Source organism: Streptomyces sp. NPDC015345 (genome assembly GCF_043078805.1).
Taxonomy (GTDB): Bacteria; Actinomycetota; Actinomycetes; order Streptomycetales; family Streptomycetaceae; genus Streptomyces.
Window position 1 is genome coordinate 266,089 of sequence record NZ_JBIBTX010000004.1, and the last position, 18,191, is coordinate 284,279.

Below are 18,191 nucleotides of genomic sequence, written 5' to 3' on the forward strand. Positions count from 1 at the left end.
ACTCACCTCGGAGCCGCTGCGCCCGCCCCCTCCTGAGCAGCCGCTATCCGTGCCAGGACCGCCACAGCGCCGCGTACGCGCCGTCGGCGGACACCAGGTCGTCGTGGCTGCCGAGCTCGCTGATCCGGCCGTTCTCCACTACCGCGATGACGTCCGCGTCGTGCGCGGTGTGCAGGCGGTGGGCGATCGCCACCACCGTGCGGCCGTCCAGGACGCGGGCGAGCGAGCGCTCCAGATGCCGCGCGGCCCGGGGGTCGAGCAGCGAGGTCGCCTCGTCCAGGACCAGTGTGTGCGGATCGGCGAGAACGAGACGTGCCAGTGCGATCTGCTGTGCCTGCGCGGGCGTGAGCGGGAACCCGCCGGAGCCGACCTCGGTGTCCAGCCCCTCGTCGAGGCCACGCGCCCAGTCGGCCGCGTCGACCGCGCCGAGTGCCGCCCACAGTTCGGCGTCCCGCGCTCCGGTCCGCGCGAGGAGGAGGTTGTCACGCAGGGAGCCGACGAACACGTGGTGCTCCTGGTTGACCAACGCCACATGGGAGCGGACCTCCTCCGCCGGCATCGCCGACAGGGCGGCGCCGCCCAGTGTGACCTGGCCAGTGCGGGGTCCGTAGATGCCGGCAAGCAGTCGGCCGAGCGTCGACTTCCCCGCGCCCGACGGTCCGACCAGGGCGACACGCGAGCCGGGCTCGACGGCGAGGGACACCTCGCGCAGCACGTCGACGCCCGCGCGGTACCCGAAGTGCACGTCGTCCGCGAGGACGTGACGCCCCTCCGGGACGACGGAGGTGTCACCCGCGTCCGGCTCGATGTCACGCACGCCGACGAGCCGGGCAAGCGACACCTGGGCCACCTGAAGCTCGTCGTACCAGCGCAGGATGATCCCCAGCGGGTCGACGAGCATCTGGGAGATGAGCACTCCAGCGGTCAGCTGCCCCACGCCGATCCAGCCCTGGAGGACGAAGACTCCGCCGATCATCAGTGTCGAACAGAGCACCGTGGTGTGGGTGAGGGTGATCGCGGGGAAGAGCACCGACCTCAAGTAGAGGGTGTAGCGCTCCCAGGCGGTCCACTCCTTGATGCGGCGTTCCGAGAGCTCGATGCGGCGTTCGCCGAGCCGGTGCGCCTCGATGGTGCGCCCCGCGTCGACGGTCTCGGCGAGCGCGGCGGCCACGGCGGCGTACCCGGCCGCCTCGGAGCGGTAGGCGGAGGGCGCCCGCTTGAAGTACCAGCGGCAGCCCACGACCAGGAGCGGCACGGCGACGAGGACCGCCGGTGCCAGCGGCGGCGCGGTCACGACGAGCCCGCCGAGCAGCAGCACCACCCACACCACACCGATCGCCAGTTGCGGCACGGCCTCACGCATGGCGTTGGCCAGGCGGTCGATGTCCGTGGTGATCCGGGAGAGCAGATCGCCGGTCCCGGCCCGTTCCAGAACACCGGGCGGCAGCCCGACGGACCGTACGAGGAAGTCCTCCCGCAGGTCGGCCAGCATCCGCTCGCCGAGCATCGCACCGCGCAGCCGCACCTCCCGTACGAAGAACGCCTGCACGGTGAGTGCGAGCGCGAACAGCCCGATGGTGCGCTCCAGATGCAGGTCCCGGGCGTCGGCCGAGACCTTCTCGACGAGGTCGCCGAGGAGGTAGGGACCGGCCATCGAGGCGACCACGGCGAGCGTGTTCACCGCGATGAGCAGGGCGAAGGCCTTGCGGTGGCGCCGGAACAGCTCGCGTACGTAGGCGCGGACGGTCGAGCTCGCGCCGACGGGCAGGGTTTCCGCGGTCGTGGGGGCCGCCGGGTCGTACTCCGGGGGCACCAGGCCGATCATGCCGTCTCCTCGATGTCGAAATTCGTAGGGGCGCCCACACTGGCGCGCTCGTCGTCGGTCTCGCGGGTCACGACCGCGCGGTACCGCGGTTCGCTGTGCATCAGTTCGCGGTGCGTGCCCACGGCCGAGACCTCGCCGTCGGCCAGGAAGACGACGTGTTCGGCACGGTCCAGGAGCAGCGGTGACGAGGTGAGCACCACGGTGGTCCGCCCGGTCCGCAGCCTGCGGATTCCGTCGCCGACCCGGGCCTCGGTGTGCGAGTCGACGGCGGACGTCGGCTCGTCGAGCACCAGGGCTTCGGGGTCGGTGACCAGGGAGCGGGCCAGGGCGAGGCGTTGGCGTTGCCCGCCGGAGAGGGAGCGGCCGCGTTCCGTGAGGTGGGCGGCCATCGGGTCGTCGTCCACCGAGGCCTGGGCCAGCGCGTCCAGGACGTCCGCGCACTGCGCCGCCGCGAGCGCTTCTTCGGCGGTGACGGCTCCGGAGGCCGGTACGTCGAGGAGCGCGCGGAGCGTCCCGGAGAGAAGGACGGGGTCCTTGTCCTGGACCAGGACCGCGGCCCGGGCCTCGGACAGGGGCAGGTCATCGAGCGCCATGGCGCCAAGGCGTACGGACGGCAGGCCCGCGGCGTCCTCGATTGCCGGGTGGCCGCCGAGACGTTCGGCGAGTCGCCCTGCCTCGTCCGGGTCGCCGCAGACCACGGCGGTCAGGCGTCCGGCCGGGGCGAGAAGCCCTGTCACGGGGTCGTACAGGTCACCGGTGAGACGAGCACCGCCCGCCCACGTCTGCCCGTCCGCCCGTGTCTGTCCGTCCGGCCGCGTCTGCCCGTCCGGCCACGCCTGTCCGGTAGTGCCCGCAGCCGCGCCCACCGAGCCTTCGGCCCCGACCTGCGGCACGGAGGCGGTGAGGCCGGGCTGCTTCTCGGTCTGTCCTGCCGTGCGCGGGCCCGGGGTCTCGGGCCGCGGCCCAGTTGTGGGCTCCGCCGTCCGCTCCAGCGAGAGGACCCGTGCGGCCCGCTTCGCGGAGGGACGTGAGAAGGAGTACGCCATGGCGATCTCCTCGAAGTGCCGCAGTGGATAGTTGAGCATCATCACCGCGCTGTAGACGGTGACCAGTTCGCCGACGGTGATCCGGCCCTCACTGGCCAGGTGCACGCCGTGCCAGACGACCGCGATGAGCAGCAGACCCGGCATCAGGACCTGGATCGCCGAGATCGCGGCCCACATCCGGGCGCTGCGTACTGCCGCCGTACGGACCTCCTGCGAGGCGCGGCGGTAGCGATCGAGGAAGAGTTCCTCGCCGCCGATGCCGCGCAGCACGCGGAGCCCGGCGACGGTGTCCGACGCCAGTTCGGTGGCCCGTCCCGCCTTCTCGCGCTGGAAGTCGGCCCGACTCGTCGCGCGGGGCAGCAGGGGAAGCACGGCGAGCGCGAGCACCGGAATGCCCACGGCGACGACGACACCGAGCGCTGGCTGGTAGGCGACGAGCCCGACGCAGACCAGGAGGACCGTGAACGCCGCCGCCGCGAACCGGGAGAGCGCCTCCACGAACCAACCGATCTTCTCGACGTCACCGGTGGAGACGGCGACGACCTCACCGGCCGCCACGCGCCGGGTGAGCGCGGAGCCGAGCATGGCGGTCTTGCGTGCGAGGAGCTGCTGCACCCGGGCCGCTGCCGTCACCCAGTTGGTGACCGCGGTGCGGTGCAGCATCGTGTCGCCCAGGGCGATGGCCACGCCCAGCAGGCCGATCAGCGCGCCCGCGAGGGCGAGCCGACTGCCGGACCGGTCGAGCACGGCCTCGACGGCGATGCCGACCATGTACGGCAGGCCCGCGATGGAGCCGAAGTGCAGCAGGCCCCAGGCGAGGGACTTGAGCTGTCCCCCGAGCTGGTTCCGTCCCAGCCAGAGAAGGAAGCGCGGCCCTGACCGGGCATCGGGGAGGCCGGGGTCGGAATACGGAAGATCGCGAATCTGCATGACGTCCCAGGACTCGGAGCGGCGGCCGTCGGCTCCGCGGATGGTCAGGAGAGGCGGCGGCGGTAACAAACCGTGAAAGGTTCACCTCGGATCGTGGTCCGAAGCAAACGGTTTTCCGTCCGGGGGTAAAGAATCGGCCCTGTCTTCCAAGGGGCCGCAGGGCTGGACAAGGGAAGTGCGGGCCGGGTGCGACCATGGACGAATGCGTATAGCCGGTGCGGTGCGAGTGGTGGTCGCGGCAGCGGCCTGCGGTGTCCTTCTCACGTCCTGCGGCAGCGGGGACGGGAGTTCGGCCAAGGGGGGCGGTGCCGACGCGGGGCACGGCAAGGGTGCGGGCGGCGCGGGGAGCGACCGCGGACGTGCCGCCGACCTCAAGCGCATCCCCGATGTGGGCGATCGGCTCCAGTCGAGGATTCCGAAGGACTCGCGGCAGGTCCTCGCGGTCTACGGCGAAGGTGAGGACTCGGCGGAGTCGAAGGTCGTGCTTTACACGAAGTCGAGTGAGACGGACACCACCTGGGAGCAGAACCGCAGCTGGCCCGCGCACAACGGCAAGAAGGGCTGGACCACCGACCACCACGAGAACGACAAGCGCAGCCCCGTCGGGGTGTTCACGCTCACCGACGCGGGCGGTGTCCTCGCGGATCCGGATGCCAAGCTCCCGTACACGGAATCGGACTCCATGCAGGCGCCGCACTACTGGCCCAAGACGCACTGGCACGACTTCGACTACGTCATCGCCATCGACTACAACCGGGCCAAGGGCACCCCGCCGAACGACCCGACGCGCCCCCAGGGCCAGGCCAAGGGCGGCAGCATCTGGCTGCACATGGACCACGGCAGCGGCACGTCGGGCTGTGTGAGCCTTTCCAAGTCGGGCATGGAGCATCTGCTGCGCACGCTGGATCCGAAGCAGCACCCGGTCGTGGTGATGGGGGACAGGGCGAACCTCAAGGCGTAGACGCAGCGTCCCCCCTCGCCGCCTCGCCGCCTCGCCGCCTCGCCGCCTCGCCCCCCTCTCCCCTCGCTGCCCTGAAGAGAGCCCATTGCGGTGATCCGCGAGGGGCCATAGAAATCCCCCATGAGAAGACACGTCATGTCCATGCTCGTGGGGGCGGCTCTCGTCGCGAGCACGCTCGTCGGCGCGGGCCAGGCCACGGCCGCCACGGCCATGCCCCGCCCCGCATCCGCGACTACGCCCCCGCCCGAGTTCGGCACCGACTGGCACGACCCGGTGACCGCCGAGCCCCCGATCGCCAAGCCGCGCACCAAGTCCTGCGAAGTGACGATCGCCGAGGCGCGGTTCAAGGACTTCACGCCGTACGAGGGTGACTACACGCCGCCCCGCGGCTGTGGCGACCGCTGGGGCAAGGTGGTGCTGCGGCTGGACGGCAAGGTGAAGGGGCGGCAGTACGACCGTCTCGGCTACCTGCGCGTCGGCGGCGTAGAAGTGTTCCGCACGTCCACCCCGCAGCCGTCCCCCGACGGCATCACCTGGTCCGTGGAGAAGGACGTCACCCGCTACCGCGAGACGCTGAGCCACGAACAGCGCGTCGAGATGCTCATCGGCAACGTCGTCAACGACACGTACACCGGCATCATCGACGTCAAGGCCACGCTGACGTTCTTCGCGCGGGAGAAAGGCGCCGACGCGCGAGCCGAGAGCGCTTCGGGGCGGGTGACACCCGACCGTGTCCTTCCGCTCGGTGACGGCACCACGCTCACCACCCCGCGCAACAGCGAACGCATCGTCGCCGAGGTCTACGCGACCGGCTCCGGGGGCGGCTGCGAGGAGTACTGGTACATGACGGTTCCCGACGCCGTGCCCTACTCCTGCGAGGCGGACAACGGCCCCTACCGTGAGGTGCAGGTCAGAGTGGACGGCCAACTGGCCGGGGTCGCCGCGCCGTTCCCGACCGTGTGGACCGGCGGCTGGTCCAACCCCTTTCTGTGGTACGTGATCCCGGGCCCCCGGGCTTTCGATGTCAAGCCCATCGAGTACGACCTGACGCCCTTCGCGGGGATCCTCAACGACGGCCGCCCACATGAGGTGGAGGTCTCCGTCGTCGGCGTCCCGAAGGCGCAGACGGGGTGGAGCACCCCGGTCAACGTCCTGGTATGGCAGGACGAGAAGAGCGAGCGCGTCACGGGCCGGCTGACCCGGCACATGGAGAACCCCCTCACGAACAAGTCGACTTACACGCCCGGTTCGGGAGAGGCCGCTCACCGGCTCGACACCAAGGGCGGCCACCGCTTGAGCGTCTCCGGGCATGTGAACACCTCGCATGGCCGTGTGACCACGACAGTGACGCGCACCCTCGCCAACACCTCCGTGCACCGATGGACCGAGGGCGAGGCGGTGGACGCGCTCAAGGCCACCTGGACCGACCGCGAGACGGTCACGACGGGCGGCCGGTCGGTGCGCACCGACCGGATGTACACGATGGACGGCACCACGACGCTCGGGGCCGGTGACCGACTCCGTACGGAGATCTCCCTCGGGGACCGCGCCGAGAGCGTCACGACGCACGGCGGCCGACGGGTCGGACGGACGGTGATCGACGACCGGTACGACGGCGACGCCTCCTACCTCACCAACGTCCCGCGCGAGGAACGGCAGGCCGTGGGCACCTCGCGTGAGCGCTACCGGCAGTTCGGCGACAGCGGCTGTCATGACCGCACCCTGGCCACCGTGCAGGGGACTCTGACGGAGGACCGGCTGCGCTGCTGAGGCGCGGACGCAGGGACAGCTTGGAGCAGGAATTGGAGCAGGAACAGGAAGGGGACGGGCCCGGCGGTGACATGAACACCGTGACATGAACACCGCGCCCGAACCCGCCCCCGAACCCGCCCCCGCGCCCCTGCTGACCGCTACGCCAGCGCCTGCGCCTGCACCTACGCCAGCGCCTGCGCCTGCACCTACGCCTTCAGCTGCGGCTTCGGTGAATCCATCCCCGGGCGCGCCTTCCGCCACAGTCCCCGAGTGAAGTCGGGGATGGCCTGCGGCGCGCCCTTCGCCTTGATCGAGAGGTGGCTCAGCGGCACGGGCGCCGTCCACGTCGCGGCGTCGTACACGTCGAAGTCCGGGACGAGACCGAGCTGCATGGTCTGCATCAGGCGGTAGATCATGATGTAGTCCATGCCGCCGTGGCCGCCCGGCGGGTTGGCGTGCTCCTTCCACAGCCAGTGGTCGAAGTCGGCGTACTTGTCGAAGTCGGCCCACTCGTCGTCCGTGTGGTCCGGCTCGATGTAGATGCGCGCGGGGTAGTCCTCGAAGACGCCCTTCGTGCCGCCGAGGCTGTTGATGCGGCTGTACGGGTGGGGGGTCGAGACGTCATGCTCCAAACGGATCACCCGCCCCTTCGCCGTCTGCACGAGGCTGATCGTGCGGTCGCTTCCGATGTACGTCTCCTTCCAGCTCGGGTCGCCCGGCGGCATGTGCGCCTTGCGGTACTCGGCGAGGCCGAGAGCGGGCGTGCCGAAGCTGGATATGTGCGTGACGCGGTCGCCGCGGTTGACGTCCATGTAGTTGGCGACCGGGCCGAAGCCGTGGTTGGGGTAGAGATCACCGCGCAGCCGCGTATGCCACAGTCGGCGCCACGGGCCCTCGTAGTAGTCGGGGTCGAACATCAGGCCACGCAGATCGTGGTTGTAGGCGCCCGCGCCGTGCAGCAGGTCGCCGAACTTGCCCGCGTGTGCCATCCGCAGGACACGCATCTCGTTCTTGCCGTAGCAGCAGTTCTCCAGCTGCATGCAGTGCCTGCGGGTCCGCTCCGAGAGGTCCACCAGCTCCCACAGCTCGTCCAGACGCATGGCGAGGGGACACTCCACGCCGACGTGCTTGCCGTTCAGCATCGCCGACTTGCAGATGGCGAAGTGGGAGTCCCAGGGCGTCGCCACGTACACGAAGTCGATGTCCCCGCGCTTGCACAGGTTCTCGTAGTCGTCCTCGCCCTTCGTGTACGTCGCCGGGGCCGGCTGGCCCGCGGTGGTGACCTTCTTCGCGGCCGCCGCGGTCTTCTCCTTGACCGGGTCGCAGAGTGCCACGACGCGCACGCCGGGGATCGCGAGGAACAGGTCGATCATGGAGCCGCCGCGATTGCCGAGGCCGACGATCCCGACCCGCACCGTGGAGCGCCGTTGGAACGGCACACCGATCATCGTCTTGCCCTTGCGGGCGGGCGCCTGGGCAGCCGTGTCCGCGGCCTCGGCGGGGAGGGCGTCCGGGGCGTCGGCGTGGGCCGTGCCGCCCGCGAAGGCGCCGAGTCCGAGCCCGGCCCCGGCGAGCCCCGCCGTGCGCAGCACCGTACGGCGCGAACGGCCGTCTCCCGGCGTGCCGGCGGTGCCTGCGTCGGGGGTGGCGCCGTCTGGGGTCGGTGTCGCGTTCTCGTCGTGCATCGGACCTCCGTAGCTGTATGTCGGGTGGTCTCTACCACTGGGGCGGAAGCCACCCTGATGGGGCTACGGCGGGGACGCAAGAGGCTGAAGTGGTCGGGAAGTTGGACTTCCTTGCGCCAGGCGTCGGTCACAACAGTGGCGGACGGTGATGAACGGAGGGTCGTCAGCGGCCGCGCGGCGCCGGCGCCGGCCCCGGCGGGCGCGTCGCGCGTTCCAGTTCGAGGAGGGCGGAGTAGTAAGCGCGGCCCGTCGCATGGTCCATGCCGACCTCGCACATGCGGTTCGCGGAGAGGTGGGCGTCATAGGGGCGGGCGGTGACCTCCGCCGCCTCCTTGCGGGTCGCCGACTCGGTCAGCTCCTTGTGGAGCATCCCGCGGTCTCCGGCGAACGCACAGCACCCTGCGTCGTCCGGCACGACCACCTCGTCCGCGCAGGCCTCCGCCACGGCACGCAACTGCGCTTCGTCGCCGAGATGCCGCATGGAACACGTGGGGTGCAGCACGGCGGAGCCGACCGTCCGGCGCACCGTCAGGTGGGGGAGCAGCTCGTCGGCGGCCCAGACGATCGAGTCGACGACCGCCAGCTCCCGGTGCAGCGTGCGGTTGTCGGCCGTCAGATACGGCACCACCTCGTGCGCGATGCCGAGCGTGCAGGAGGACGCGTCGACGACCAGCGGCAGCCGGCCGCCCGCGGTCCAGCCCCAGGCCGCCTCGACGATGCGGTTGGCCATGAGGGTGTTCCCCGCGTCGTACCCCTTGGAGTGCCAGATCGTCGCGCAGCACGTCCCCGCGACGTCGTCCGGAATCCAGACAGGCTTGCCCGCGCGCGTGGACACGGCGACGACGGCCTCGGCCAGGGAGCGGTCGCCGGGGCCGCCGAAAATGCGGTTCACACACGCCGGGTAGTAGACGGCCGAGGCTCCCGCGCGCGCGGTGCGCGGCAGCCGGCGGGCCGCGGCGCCTGGGATCTGCGGCAGCCACTCCGGTACGAGGTCGGGCCGCACGGCCTTGCGCGCCGTACGCGTCACCGTGGAAAGCAGCCGGTCGCTGATCCTGTCGGCGGCGGCCACCGCGAGTCGCGCGGACGCCTCGACGGCCTTGAAGTGCTTGGCGGCGCGCGCGGCCGTCCGTTCCTCGCGGGGCGAGTGCCGCGCGTGCCGGAAGCCCTTCATCAGGGCGCCCGTGTCGATGCCGACCGGACACGCCAGTTTGCAGGTCGAGTCGCCCGCGCAGGTGTCCACTGCGTCGTAGCCGTACGCCTCGACGAGGCCGTCCTCGACCGGGGAGCCCGGAGTCTGGCGCATCATCTCGCGGCGCAGCACGATGCGCTGGCGCGGTGTCGTGGTCAAGTCCTCGCTGGGGCAGGTCGGTTCGCAGAAGCCGCACTCGATGCACGGGTCCGCGATCAGCTCCACCTTGGGGATGGTCTTCAGGCCACGCAGATGGGCCCTTGGGTCCCGGTCGAGGACGACGCGCGGGGCAAGGACCCCGTCCGGATCGATGACCTGCTTGGTGCGCCACATCAACTCGGTGGCCCTGGGTCCCCATTCCAGCTCCAGGAAGGGCGCGATGTTGCGGCCCGTGGCGTGCTCGGCCTTCAGGGAGCCGTCGAACCGCTCCACGGTCAGCCGGCAGAACTCGTCCATGAACGCGGCGTACCGATCCACGTCCGAGAGGCGCGCCGCGTCGAAGGCGAGCAGGAAGTGCAGATTGCCGTGCGCCGCGTGGCCCGCGACGGCGGCGTCGAAGCCGTGCCGCGTCTGGAGCTCCAGCAGGGCCTCACAGGCCTCGGCCAGCCGGCCCGGAGGCACCGCGAAGTCCTCGGTGATCAGTGTCGTTCCCGAGGGGCGGGAGCCGCCGACGGCCGTGACGAACGCCTTGCGCGCCTTCCAGTAGCCGCCGATGGTCTTCGCGTCGCGCGTGAAGATGTTCGTCACCGAGGGAACCGGGGTGACCAGCTCCAGCCCGGCCAGGACCTCGGCGGCGGCGGTCTCGTACGCCTCCTGGGTGGCCCGGTCCGGCGCGCGGAACTCCACCAGGAGCGCGGTCGTCGACTTCGGGAGCCCGGCCCAGTCGGCGGGCACCCCTTGCACGCTGACCGAGGCGCGCAGGGTGTTGCCGTCCATCAGTTCGACGGCGAGCGCGCCGGCGGCGTTGAAGAGCGGGACCGCGGCGGCGGCCGCGGTCAGCGAAGGGAAGAAGAGCAGGGCCGTACTGGTGTGCCGGTCCAGCGGCAGCGTGTCGAAGACGACCTCCGAGATGAAGCCGAACGTGCCCTCGGAGCCGACCATCAGGCCGCGCAGGATCTCCACGGGCGTCACGCCGTCGAGGAAGGAGTCGAGGCGGTAGCCGTTGGTGTTCTTGATCTGGTACTTGGCGCGGATCCGGGCCACGAGACCGGCGTCCGCCTCGATCTCCCGCTTGATCGCCAGGAGCCCCTCGCACAGGGCGGGTTCCGTCTCCGCCAGCCGCTCGTCGGCGTCCGGCTCGGCGGTGTCCACGACCGTGCCCGAGGGCAGGACGAAGGTCAGCGAGGCGAGCGTGCGGTAGGAGTTGCGGGTCGTACCCGCCGTCATGCCCGAGGCGTTGTTCGCGACGACGCCGCCGAGGGTGCAGGCGATGGCGCTCGCCGGGTCGGGCCCGAGCACGCGGCCGAACCGGGCGAGCGTGGCGTTGGCGCGCACGACCGTGGTGCCGGGGCCGATGCGCGCCCGCTCGCCCTGGCCGAGCACCTCGACGCCCGCCCAGTGCTTGCGCACGTCCACCAGGATGTCCTCGCCCTGGGCCTGGCCGTTCAGTGAGGTGCCCGCGGCGCGGAAGACGACCTCGCGGCCCCTGCCGTGAGCGTACGACAGGACGGCCGAGACGTCGTCGATGTCCTCGGGGACGACCACCACCTGCGGCAGGAAACGGTAGGGGCTCGCGTCCGAGGCGTACCGCACCAGGTCGGAGACCTTGGTCAGGACCTTGTCCGCCCCGAGCAGCGCGGTCAGCTCGGACCGCAGCGGCTCCGGGGTGCCCGTGGCCCGGCCGTCCGGGACGCGGTCGGGGGCGGGTCCTTCCGTGCGTGAGGTGGGGCGCAGGGCGTCCGGCTCGGGCTCCAACAGCGGCATGGGCTCTCCTCGGCGGTGGCGGCGTACGCGCGAGGGGGCCCGCGGTGCGCCTGGGCTTCAGCAGCGGCGGTGGCCGTCCCGCGCGTCCCGCACATCGAACAGGGCGTTCAGCAGACCGCCCAGCTGCGCGCGCTGTTCGGCGTCCAACGGGGCCAGGATGTCCTCCGCGGCGGCCCGCCGCGCGCCGCGCAGCTCGCCGAGGGCCTTCAGCCCCGCGTCGGTGAGCTCGATGCGGATCACCCGGCGGTTGGTCGGGTCGGGCGCACGGCGTACGAGATCACCGGCCTCCAGGGCGTCGACCAGCGTCGTCACGGCGCGCGGGACCACTTCGAGGCGGTCGGCGAGGTCGGCCATGCGGGGCGGGGTCTCGCAGTGCGCGAGGGTGCGCAGCAGGCGGGATTGGGCGGGGGTGATGCCGATCGGCACCAGGTGGCGCTTCTGGATCCGCTGCAACCTGCGGGTCAGCCGCAGCAACTGTTCGGCGAGCAGGCCGTCGGGGTCCGGGGTGTTCATGCGGGAACATTATCAGGACCTTGTGCATTGTGAGTATAGGTAACAGTGAGCTATGCTCCCTGAGTCATCGTCGCCAAAGATCCCGGACGTCTCAGGACCCCGCAGTCGATGCGCAACCGACCTCACAGACCCAGATCCCACGGACCCCACTGATGACCCCGCAGACCCCGCAAATGCCGTAGGAGCCCATGCGTCACGATGAACCCACCTGGACACCGCCCGCCCTGGCGCCGGGCGAGGAGCCGCAGCCGCGCCAGATGCGCCGCATCCTGCGCCTCTTCCGCCCCTACCGAGGCCGCCTCGCGCTCGTGGGCCTGCTGGTCTGCGCCGCGTCCCTGGTCTCGGTCGCGACCCCCTTCCTGCTGAAGGAGATTCTCGACACCGCGATCCCGCAGGGGCGCACGGGCCTGTTGAGCCTGCTCGCGCTCGGCATGATCCTCAGCGCGGTGGTCACGAGCGTCTTCGGTGTCCTCCAGACCCTGATCAGCACCTCCGTGGGGCAGCGCGTCATGCACGACCTGCGCACGGCCGTCTACGGCCGGTTGCAGAGCATGTCCCTGGCCTTCTTCACCCGCACCCGCACGGGCGAGGTCCAGTCCCGCATCGCCAACGACATCGGCGGCATGCAGGCGACCGTCACCTCCACCGCGACATCCCTCGTCTCGAACCTCACGAGCGTGATCGCGACCGTCGTCGCCATGCTCGCTCTGGACTGGCGCCTGACCGTCGTCTCCTTGCTCCTGCTCCCGGTGTTCGTGTGGATCAGCCGCCGGGTCGGCCGCGAGCGCAAGAAGATCGCCACGCAGCGCCAGAAGCAGATGGCGGTGATGGCCGCGACCGTCACCGAATCCCTCTCCGTGAGCGGCATCGTCCTCGGCCGCACGATGGGCCGCGCCGACTCCCTCACCGCATCCTTCGCCGACGAGTCCGAGCGACTGGTCGACCTGGAGATCCGGTCGAACATGGCGGGTCGCTGGCGGATGGCCGTCATCTCGATCGTGATGGCCGCCATGCCCGCCGTCATCTACTGGAGCGCGGGCCTCGCCTTCCAGATGGGCGGCCCCACCGTCTCCATCGGCACGCTCGTCGCCTTCGTCTCGCTCCAGCAGGGCCTCTTCCGGCCGACCGTGAGCCTGCTCTCCACCGGCGTGCAGATCCAGACCTCGCTCGCACTCTTCCAGCGCATCTTCGAATACCTCGATCTGACCGTCGACATCACCGAGCCCCAGAAGCCGGTGCGCCTCGAGGCGATCAAGGGAGAGGTCCGCTTCGAGGACGTCGAGTTCCGCTACGACGAGAAGTCGGGACCGACGCTCCAGGGCATCGACATCGCGATACCTGCCGGCGGCAGTCTGGCCGTCGTCGGATCCACCGGTTCCGGCAAGTCGACCCTGAGCCACCTCGTCCCCCGGCTGTACGACGTCACGGGCGGCCGCGTCACCCTCGACGGCGTCGACGTGCGCGACCTCGACTTCGACACCCTCGCCCGCGCCGTCGGCGTCGTCTCCCAGGAGACGTACCTCTTCCACGCCTCGGTCGCCGACAACCTCCGCTTCGCCAAGCCCGACGCCACCGACGAGGAGCTCGTGGCCGCGGCCCGTACCGCCCAGATCCACGACCACATCGCTTCCCTGCCCGACGGGTACGACACCGTGGTCGGCGAGCGCGGCCACCGCTTCTCCGGAGGCGAGAAGCAGCGCCTGGCCATCGCCCGCACCATCTTGCGCGATCCGCCGGTCCTCATCCTCGACGAGGCGACCAGCGCCCTGGACACCCGCACCGAGCGGGCCGTGCAGGAAGCCATCGACGCCCTGTCCGCCGACCGGACCACCCTCACCATCGCCCACCGGCTCTCCACCGTCCGCGGCGCCGACCAGATCGTGGTCTTGGACGGCGGGCACATCGCCGAGCGCGGCACGCACGAGGAGCTCATGGCGCGCGACGGGCGTTACGCCGCCCTGGTCCGCAGAGACGCCCAACTGGAGCCGACGCCATGAAGATATGCCGGAAATAACCTTATTTACGGGTTAACGTGCCCCCATGCAGACCAAGATTCCGCGACGGGGCACGATTCGACTGACGCGGCGGGGCCGGATCGCCCTGATCGCGACCGGAGCCCTCGCGGCGGCCACCGCCGTGACGGTGCCGCTGCTGCTTCCGGACGACAATGCGCGGCCAGAGTCCTTGACGATCCCCGAGGGCTGGCGCTCGAGCCAGGTGTACGCGGCCGTGGACAAGGCCCTGAAGGTGCCGACGGGCACCACGAAGAAGGCTCTGCCCAAGGCTGACCTGAAGCTTCCCGGTGACGCCGGGGGCAACCCCGAGGGCTATCTCTTCCCGGCGACATATCCGATCAGTTCCCAGTCGACCCCGGCATCGGTCCTGTCGTACATGGTGGACACGGCGAACAAGAAGTTCAGCGGCAGCCATGTGACGGCGGGTGCCGACCGCAACGCCGTAAACGTCTACCAGACCGTCACCATCGCCAGCATGATCGAGGCGGAGGCCGGCTCCAAGGCGGAGATGGGCAAGGTGGCCCGGGTCATCTACAACCGCCTCGACAAGGGCATGCCGCTACAGATGGACTCGACCATCAACTACGCCCTCAACCGCTCCACGCTCGCCACCAGCGACCGTGACACGAAGATCGACAGCCCTTACAACACCTATGCGCGCATGGGCCTGCCGCCCACACCGATCGGCAATCCGGGCGAAGCGGCGATGCGGGCGGCGACCAGCCCGACTCCAGGGGACTGGCTGTACTTCGTGACGGTGAAGCCGGGTGACACACGCTTCACGGCGAACTTCGAAGAGCACCAGAGGAACGTCGCGGAGTTCGACAAGAACACCCGGCACAGCCAGCGGTCCTGACCGCCGCTCGGGGCGTCGGATCACACCGTGGCCGACGCCCCCGCCAGCAGCCTGCGGATGTCGCGCACGGCGGCGCGGCCCGCGCGATTGGCCCCGATCGTGCTGGCCGAAGGCCCGTACCCCACCAGGTGGACGCGGGGGTCGGCGGCCGCCCCGGTGCCCTCCATACGGATGCCGCCGCCCGGCTCGCGCAGCCGCAGCGGAGCCAGGTGGTCGATCGCGGCTCGAAAGCCCGTGGCCCACAGGATGATGTCGGCGTCGACGCGCCGCCCGTCGTCCCACTCGACGCCGGACGGCGTGATCCGGTCGAACATCGGCAGCCGGTCGAGGACCCCGTCCGCCCGTGCCCGGCGGATCGCGTCGTTCATGGGCAGGCCGGTCACCGACACCACGCTGCGCGGCGGCAGCCCCTGGCGTACGCGCTCCTCGACCATGGCGACCGCGGAGCGCCCCCAGTTCTCGTCGAACGGCCCCTCGCGGAACACCGGCGGGCGACGGGTGACCCAGGTGGTCTCCGCCGCGTAGGGAGCGATCTCCATGAGGTGCTGCGTGCCTGACGCGCCACCGCCGACGACGATCACCCGCTGCCCCGCGAAAGCCTCGGGGCCGGGGTAGATCGCCGTGTGCAGCTGCCGTCCACGGAACGTCTCCTGGCCCGGGTAGCGCGGCCAGAACGGCCGGTCCCACGTGCCCGTAGCGTTGACCAGCGCCCGTGTCGACCAAGTACCCGCCGAGGTCTCCACGAGCAGCCGCCCGCCCTCGCCCTCACGCACCTTGTGTACGTCGACGGGGCGCCGCACCCGCAGGTCGAAGCGGTCCTCGTACGCCGTGAAGTACTCCCCGATGACCTCCGACGAGGGACGCGCGGGGTCGGCGCCCGTCAGCTCCATGCCGGGGAGAGCGTGCATGCCGTGCACCTTGCCGTACGTCAGCGATGGCCAGCGGAACTGCCAGGCACCGCCGGGCCGGGGCGCGTGATCGAGGACCACGAAGTCCCGGCCCGGTTCGAAACCGGCCCGCCGCAGGTGGTAGGCGCTGGAGAGGCCCGCCTGGCCCGCGCCGATGACCACCACGTCCACGTCGTGCGCCTCTGCGGCGGCTCCGTCCCGTACCCCGATGTAGTTCACGGTTCCACTAACCGCGTCAGGGGGTGAAATCTTCCCGGCGGGCCCACGGGGCTCAGCGTCCGCCCGCCACCAGCAGCGGAGCACCGCCCGGAGCCGACGCCGGACGGCCGTTCGCCGCCGGCACCCCGGCGAGCGGTGACGCGGGGACGCGCGGCAGCAGCCCGCGCCGTGCCAGGTCCGGGATGACGCCCTCGCCGAACCAGTACGCCTCTTCGAGGTGGGGATAGCCGGACAGCACGAAGTGCTCGACACCGAGCGCGTGGTACTCCTCGATCCGGTCGGCGACGTCCGCGTGACTGCCGACGAGCGCCGTGCCCGCGCCGCCGCGCACGAGGCCGACCCCGGCCCAGAGGTTCGGCGCGATCTCCAGCTTGTCGCGGGAGCCGCCGTGCAGCGCGAGCATCCGCTGCTGACCGACCGACTCACTGCGGCCGAGCGCCTCCTGGGCCGCGGCGATCGTGTCCGGGTCGAGGTCGTCGAGCAGACGGTGCGCGGTGGCCCAGGCCTCGGCCGACGAGTCACGGGAGATGGTGTGCAGCCGGATGCCGAAGCGGACCGTACGCCCCTCCCGTTCGGCCAGCCCCCGGATCCAGTCGATCTTCTGTTTGACCTGCTCCGGCGGCTCGCCCCACGTCAGATACACGTCCGTGTGCCGCGCCGCGACCGGACCGGCCGCCGCCGAGGAACCCCCGAAGAAGATCTCCGGCAGCGGATCGGGCGGCAGCGCGGTCAGCCCGCCCTCGATTTGGTAGTGCTCACCGTCGAAGTCGTACGGACGGCCGCTCCACACCCCCCGTACGACCGAGAGGAACTCATCGGTACGGGCGTAGCGGCGATCGTGGCCCAAGTGGTCGCCGAACCGTCGCTGTTCGGTCGCGTCGCCGCCCGTGACCACGTTGAGCAGCAGCCGTCCGCGCGTGATGCGCTGGTACGTGGCCGCCATCTGCGCGGCGAGCACGGGGGAGAGGACGCCGGGCCGGAAGGCGACGAGGAACTTGAGCCGCTCCGTGTGCTGCGCGAGCGCGACCGTCGTCAGCCAGGCGTCCTCGCACCAGGTGCCGGTCGGCGTGAGCACCGCCTCGAACCCCAGCTGCTCGGCGGCCTTGGCGATCTGCGCCAGATACTCGATGTCGGGCGCGCGGATGCCGCTCACCGGGGTGACACGGGAGCGCGTGATGCCGCCGTCGGTGTACGCGTGCCGGTCGACGAGGGTGCGGCCGTCGCCGCCGGTCGGCAGGAACCAGTGCAGGTGGACGGTCATGGTCAGGACTCCTCGCCGTTCGTGTGCGCGCGGTACGTACGCGGCTTGGTGGTGGAGGGCGGCAGGCCGCCGTTGAAACGGGTGTCGACGAAATCGCCGAAGTCGATGCGGCGCGGGATCAGCTTCAGCGCGGTGAAGGTGTCCGCGATCTCCTGCTCGGAGGTCACGACGTTCTTGTCCACGGCCACTGGAATCCGCGTGCCGTTGGTGCGCTTGACCGCGTCGAGAGCCACCTCGTAGGGCAGGCCGGTGTCCTTCGCCCAGACCTTCGCCCATGCCTGAGGATGGTCGTGGACCCAGTCCTGCGCCCTGCGCAGGCGCTTGAGGTAGTCGGCGACGGCCGCGGACTTCTTCTTGTCCTTCAGCGCGCCGGGCGCCGCGACCTGGAAGTTGAGGCCGTTCACGACACCGTCACCGTCGGTCAGGACGCGGCCCGTCTTCGCCCGCAGCACTTGTGAGGTGTACGGGTCCCAGACTGCCCAGGCGTCCACCTTGCCGCTGGTGAACGCGGCGAGCGCATCAGCCGGTTGCAGGTACTTGACCTTGATGTCCTTGAAGCCGAGGCCCGCCTTCTCAAGGGAGGCGATCAGCTGGAAGTGCGCGGACGAACCCTGTGCCACGGCGACGGAGCGGCCCTTGAGGTCTCGCGGCTTCTTCAAGGGCGAGCCGTTCGGGACGAGGATCGCCTCGCCCGCCGCCGTGCCATGGCTCGCGGCGATCACGGAGATCTTCGAGCCCGCGCCCGCCGCGAACACCGGCGGGGTATTGCCCACCGCGCCGATGTCGACGGCCTTGGCGTTGACGGCCTCCAGGAGGGGCGGCCCGGAGGTGAAGGTCGACCAGCGGATCTTGTATGTGAGGTCGTCGAGCTCCCCGGCCGCGCGCAGCACGGCTTCGGAACCGCCGCGTTGGTCACCGACGTTGAGGGTGAGCGACCCTCTGCCGTCGGTACCGCCAACCGCGCCGCCGACCGAGGTGCCGGCCGACGAGGTGCCGGAGCAGGCGGCGAGGAGCAGGGCCAGGGGGAGGAGCAGGGTGGCCGGGGCGGGGTGTGGTGGTCGTCGCATGGGGTTTCCGTTCGATCGGTGCGTGAAGGGTGGGGGAGCCG

12 protein-coding genes are annotated in these 18,191 nt (G+C 70.9%); 4 read left to right on the forward strand and 8 right to left on the reverse strand.

What is annotated here, in order from left to right:
* Positions 1-43: 43 nt before the first annotated feature.
* Positions 44-1,825 carry an ABC transporter ATP-binding protein gene (locus tag ACF062_RS18390; RefSeq protein ID WP_392139303.1) on the reverse strand — a complete coding sequence of 594 codons (1,782 nt, stop codon included), beginning with the start codon at positions 1,823-1,825 and terminating at the stop codon, positions 44-46.
* Positions 1,822-3,801: an ABC transporter transmembrane domain-containing protein gene (locus tag ACF062_RS18395; protein ID WP_392139305.1), complete on the reverse strand. Its 1,980-nt coding sequence runs from the start codon at positions 3,799-3,801 to the stop codon at positions 1,822-1,824. The genes ACF062_RS18390 and ACF062_RS18395 overlap by 4 nt, the downstream gene beginning before the upstream one ends.
* Before the next feature lie 202 nt (positions 3,802-4,003).
* Here ACF062_RS18395 and ACF062_RS18400 point away from each other — a divergent pair, with 202 nt between their 5' ends.
* Positions 4,004-4,762 (forward strand): L,D-transpeptidase family protein, encoded by a 759-nt coding sequence (locus ACF062_RS18400; protein WP_392139307.1) that lies wholly within the window; start codon positions 4,004-4,006, stop codon positions 4,760-4,762.
* 120 nt (positions 4,763-4,882) lie between these two features.
* Complete coding sequence (locus ACF062_RS18405) at positions 4,883-6,532, forward strand: peptide-N4-asparagine amidase (protein ID WP_392139309.1); 1,650 nt, start codon at positions 4,883-4,885, stop codon at positions 6,530-6,532.
* 188 nt (positions 6,533-6,720) lie between these two features.
* Here ACF062_RS18405 and ACF062_RS18410 read toward each other — a convergent pair whose 3' ends face one another.
* The 3 genes from ACF062_RS18410 to ACF062_RS18420 all read right to left on the reverse strand — a co-directional run bounded on the left by ACF062_RS18410 (position 6,721) and on the right by ACF062_RS18420 (position 11,824).
* Positions 6,721-8,199 carry a Gfo/Idh/MocA family protein gene (locus ACF062_RS18410; RefSeq protein ID WP_392139311.1) on the reverse strand — a complete coding sequence of 493 codons (1,479 nt, stop codon included), beginning with the start codon at positions 8,197-8,199 and terminating at the stop codon, positions 6,721-6,723.
* 163 nt (positions 8,200-8,362) lie between these two features.
* The gene (locus tag ACF062_RS18415; RefSeq protein WP_392139313.1) at positions 8,363-11,311 is read right to left on the reverse strand and encodes an FAD-binding and (Fe-S)-binding domain-containing protein; all 2,949 of its coding nucleotides are present in this window, start codon (positions 11,309-11,311) and stop codon (positions 8,363-8,365) included.
* 57 nt (positions 11,312-11,368) lie between these two features.
* Positions 11,369-11,824: a MarR family winged helix-turn-helix transcriptional regulator gene (locus ACF062_RS18420; protein WP_392139315.1), complete on the reverse strand. Its 456-nt coding sequence runs from the start codon at positions 11,822-11,824 to the stop codon at positions 11,369-11,371.
* Between the two features lie 188 nt (positions 11,825-12,012).
* On the opposite strand from ACF062_RS18420, the gene ACF062_RS18425 reads away from it, so the two are divergent.
* Both ACF062_RS18425 and mltG read left to right on the forward strand, forming a co-directional pair.
* A complete protein-coding gene (locus tag ACF062_RS18425) occupies positions 12,013-13,821 on the forward strand; it encodes an ABC transporter ATP-binding protein (protein ID WP_392139317.1) in 1,809 nt (602 codons plus the stop codon).
* 43 nt (positions 13,822-13,864) lie between these two features.
* Entirely contained in the window at positions 13,865-14,695 is an 831-nt protein-coding gene (gene mltG / locus ACF062_RS18430) for an endolytic transglycosylase MltG (protein ID WP_392139319.1), read from the forward strand.
* A gap of 20 nt (positions 14,696-14,715) precedes the next feature.
* On the opposite strand, the gene ACF062_RS18435 is transcribed toward mltG, so the two are convergent.
* From ACF062_RS18435 to ACF062_RS18445, 3 genes are read right to left on the reverse strand one after another with little or no spacing between them, the layout of a single operon-like run.
* Positions 14,716-15,822, reverse strand: coding sequence for an FAD-dependent oxidoreductase (locus ACF062_RS18435; RefSeq protein WP_392139321.1), 1,107 nt, complete (start codon positions 15,820-15,822; stop codon positions 14,716-14,718).
* A gap of 52 nt (positions 15,823-15,874) precedes the next feature.
* Positions 15,875-17,083, reverse strand: a complete 1,209-nt coding sequence (locus ACF062_RS18440; protein ID WP_392139323.1) for an LLM class flavin-dependent oxidoreductase — start codon at positions 17,081-17,083, stop codon at positions 15,875-15,877.
* Positions 17,084-17,085: 2 nt separating this feature from the next.
* Complete coding sequence (locus ACF062_RS18445; RefSeq protein WP_392139324.1) at positions 17,086-18,150, reverse strand: ABC transporter substrate-binding protein; 1,065 nt, start codon at positions 18,148-18,150, stop codon at positions 17,086-17,088.
* Positions 18,151-18,191: the final 41 nt, after the last annotated feature.

Excerpts from the sequence above, each read along its gene's own strand:
- ACF062_RS18390 (WP_392139303.1), bottom strand. The coding sequence starts at position 1,825 with ATGATCGGCCTGGTGCCCCCGGAGTACGACCCGGCGGCCCCCACGACC.
- ACF062_RS18395 (WP_392139305.1), bottom strand. The coding sequence starts at position 3,801 with ATGCAGATTCGCGATCTTCCGTATTCCGACCCCGGCCTCCCCGATGCC.
- ACF062_RS18400 (WP_392139307.1), top strand. The coding sequence starts at position 4,004 with ATGCGTATAGCCGGTGCGGTGCGAGTGGTGGTCGCGGCAGCGGCCTGC.
- ACF062_RS18405 (WP_392139309.1), top strand. The coding sequence starts at position 4,883 with ATGAGAAGACACGTCATGTCCATGCTCGTGGGGGCGGCTCTCGTCGCG.
- ACF062_RS18410 (WP_392139311.1), bottom strand. The coding sequence starts at position 8,199 with ATGCACGACGAGAACGCGACACCGACCCCAGACGGCGCCACCCCCGAC.
- ACF062_RS18415 (WP_392139313.1), bottom strand. The coding sequence starts at position 11,311 with ATGCCGCTGTTGGAGCCCGAGCCGGACGCCCTGCGCCCCACCTCACGC.
- ACF062_RS18420 (WP_392139315.1), bottom strand. The coding sequence starts at position 11,824 with ATGAACACCCCGGACCCCGACGGCCTGCTCGCCGAACAGTTGCTGCGG.
- ACF062_RS18425 (WP_392139317.1), top strand. The coding sequence starts at position 12,013 with ATGCGTCACGATGAACCCACCTGGACACCGCCCGCCCTGGCGCCGGGC.
- mltG (WP_392139319.1), top strand. The coding sequence starts at position 13,865 with ATGCAGACCAAGATTCCGCGACGGGGCACGATTCGACTGACGCGGCGG.
- ACF062_RS18440 (WP_392139323.1), bottom strand. The coding sequence starts at position 17,083 with ATGACCGTCCACCTGCACTGGTTCCTGCCGACCGGCGGCGACGGCCGC.
- ACF062_RS18445 (WP_392139324.1), bottom strand. The coding sequence starts at position 18,150 with ATGCGACGACCACCACACCCCGCCCCGGCCACCCTGCTCCTCCCCCTG.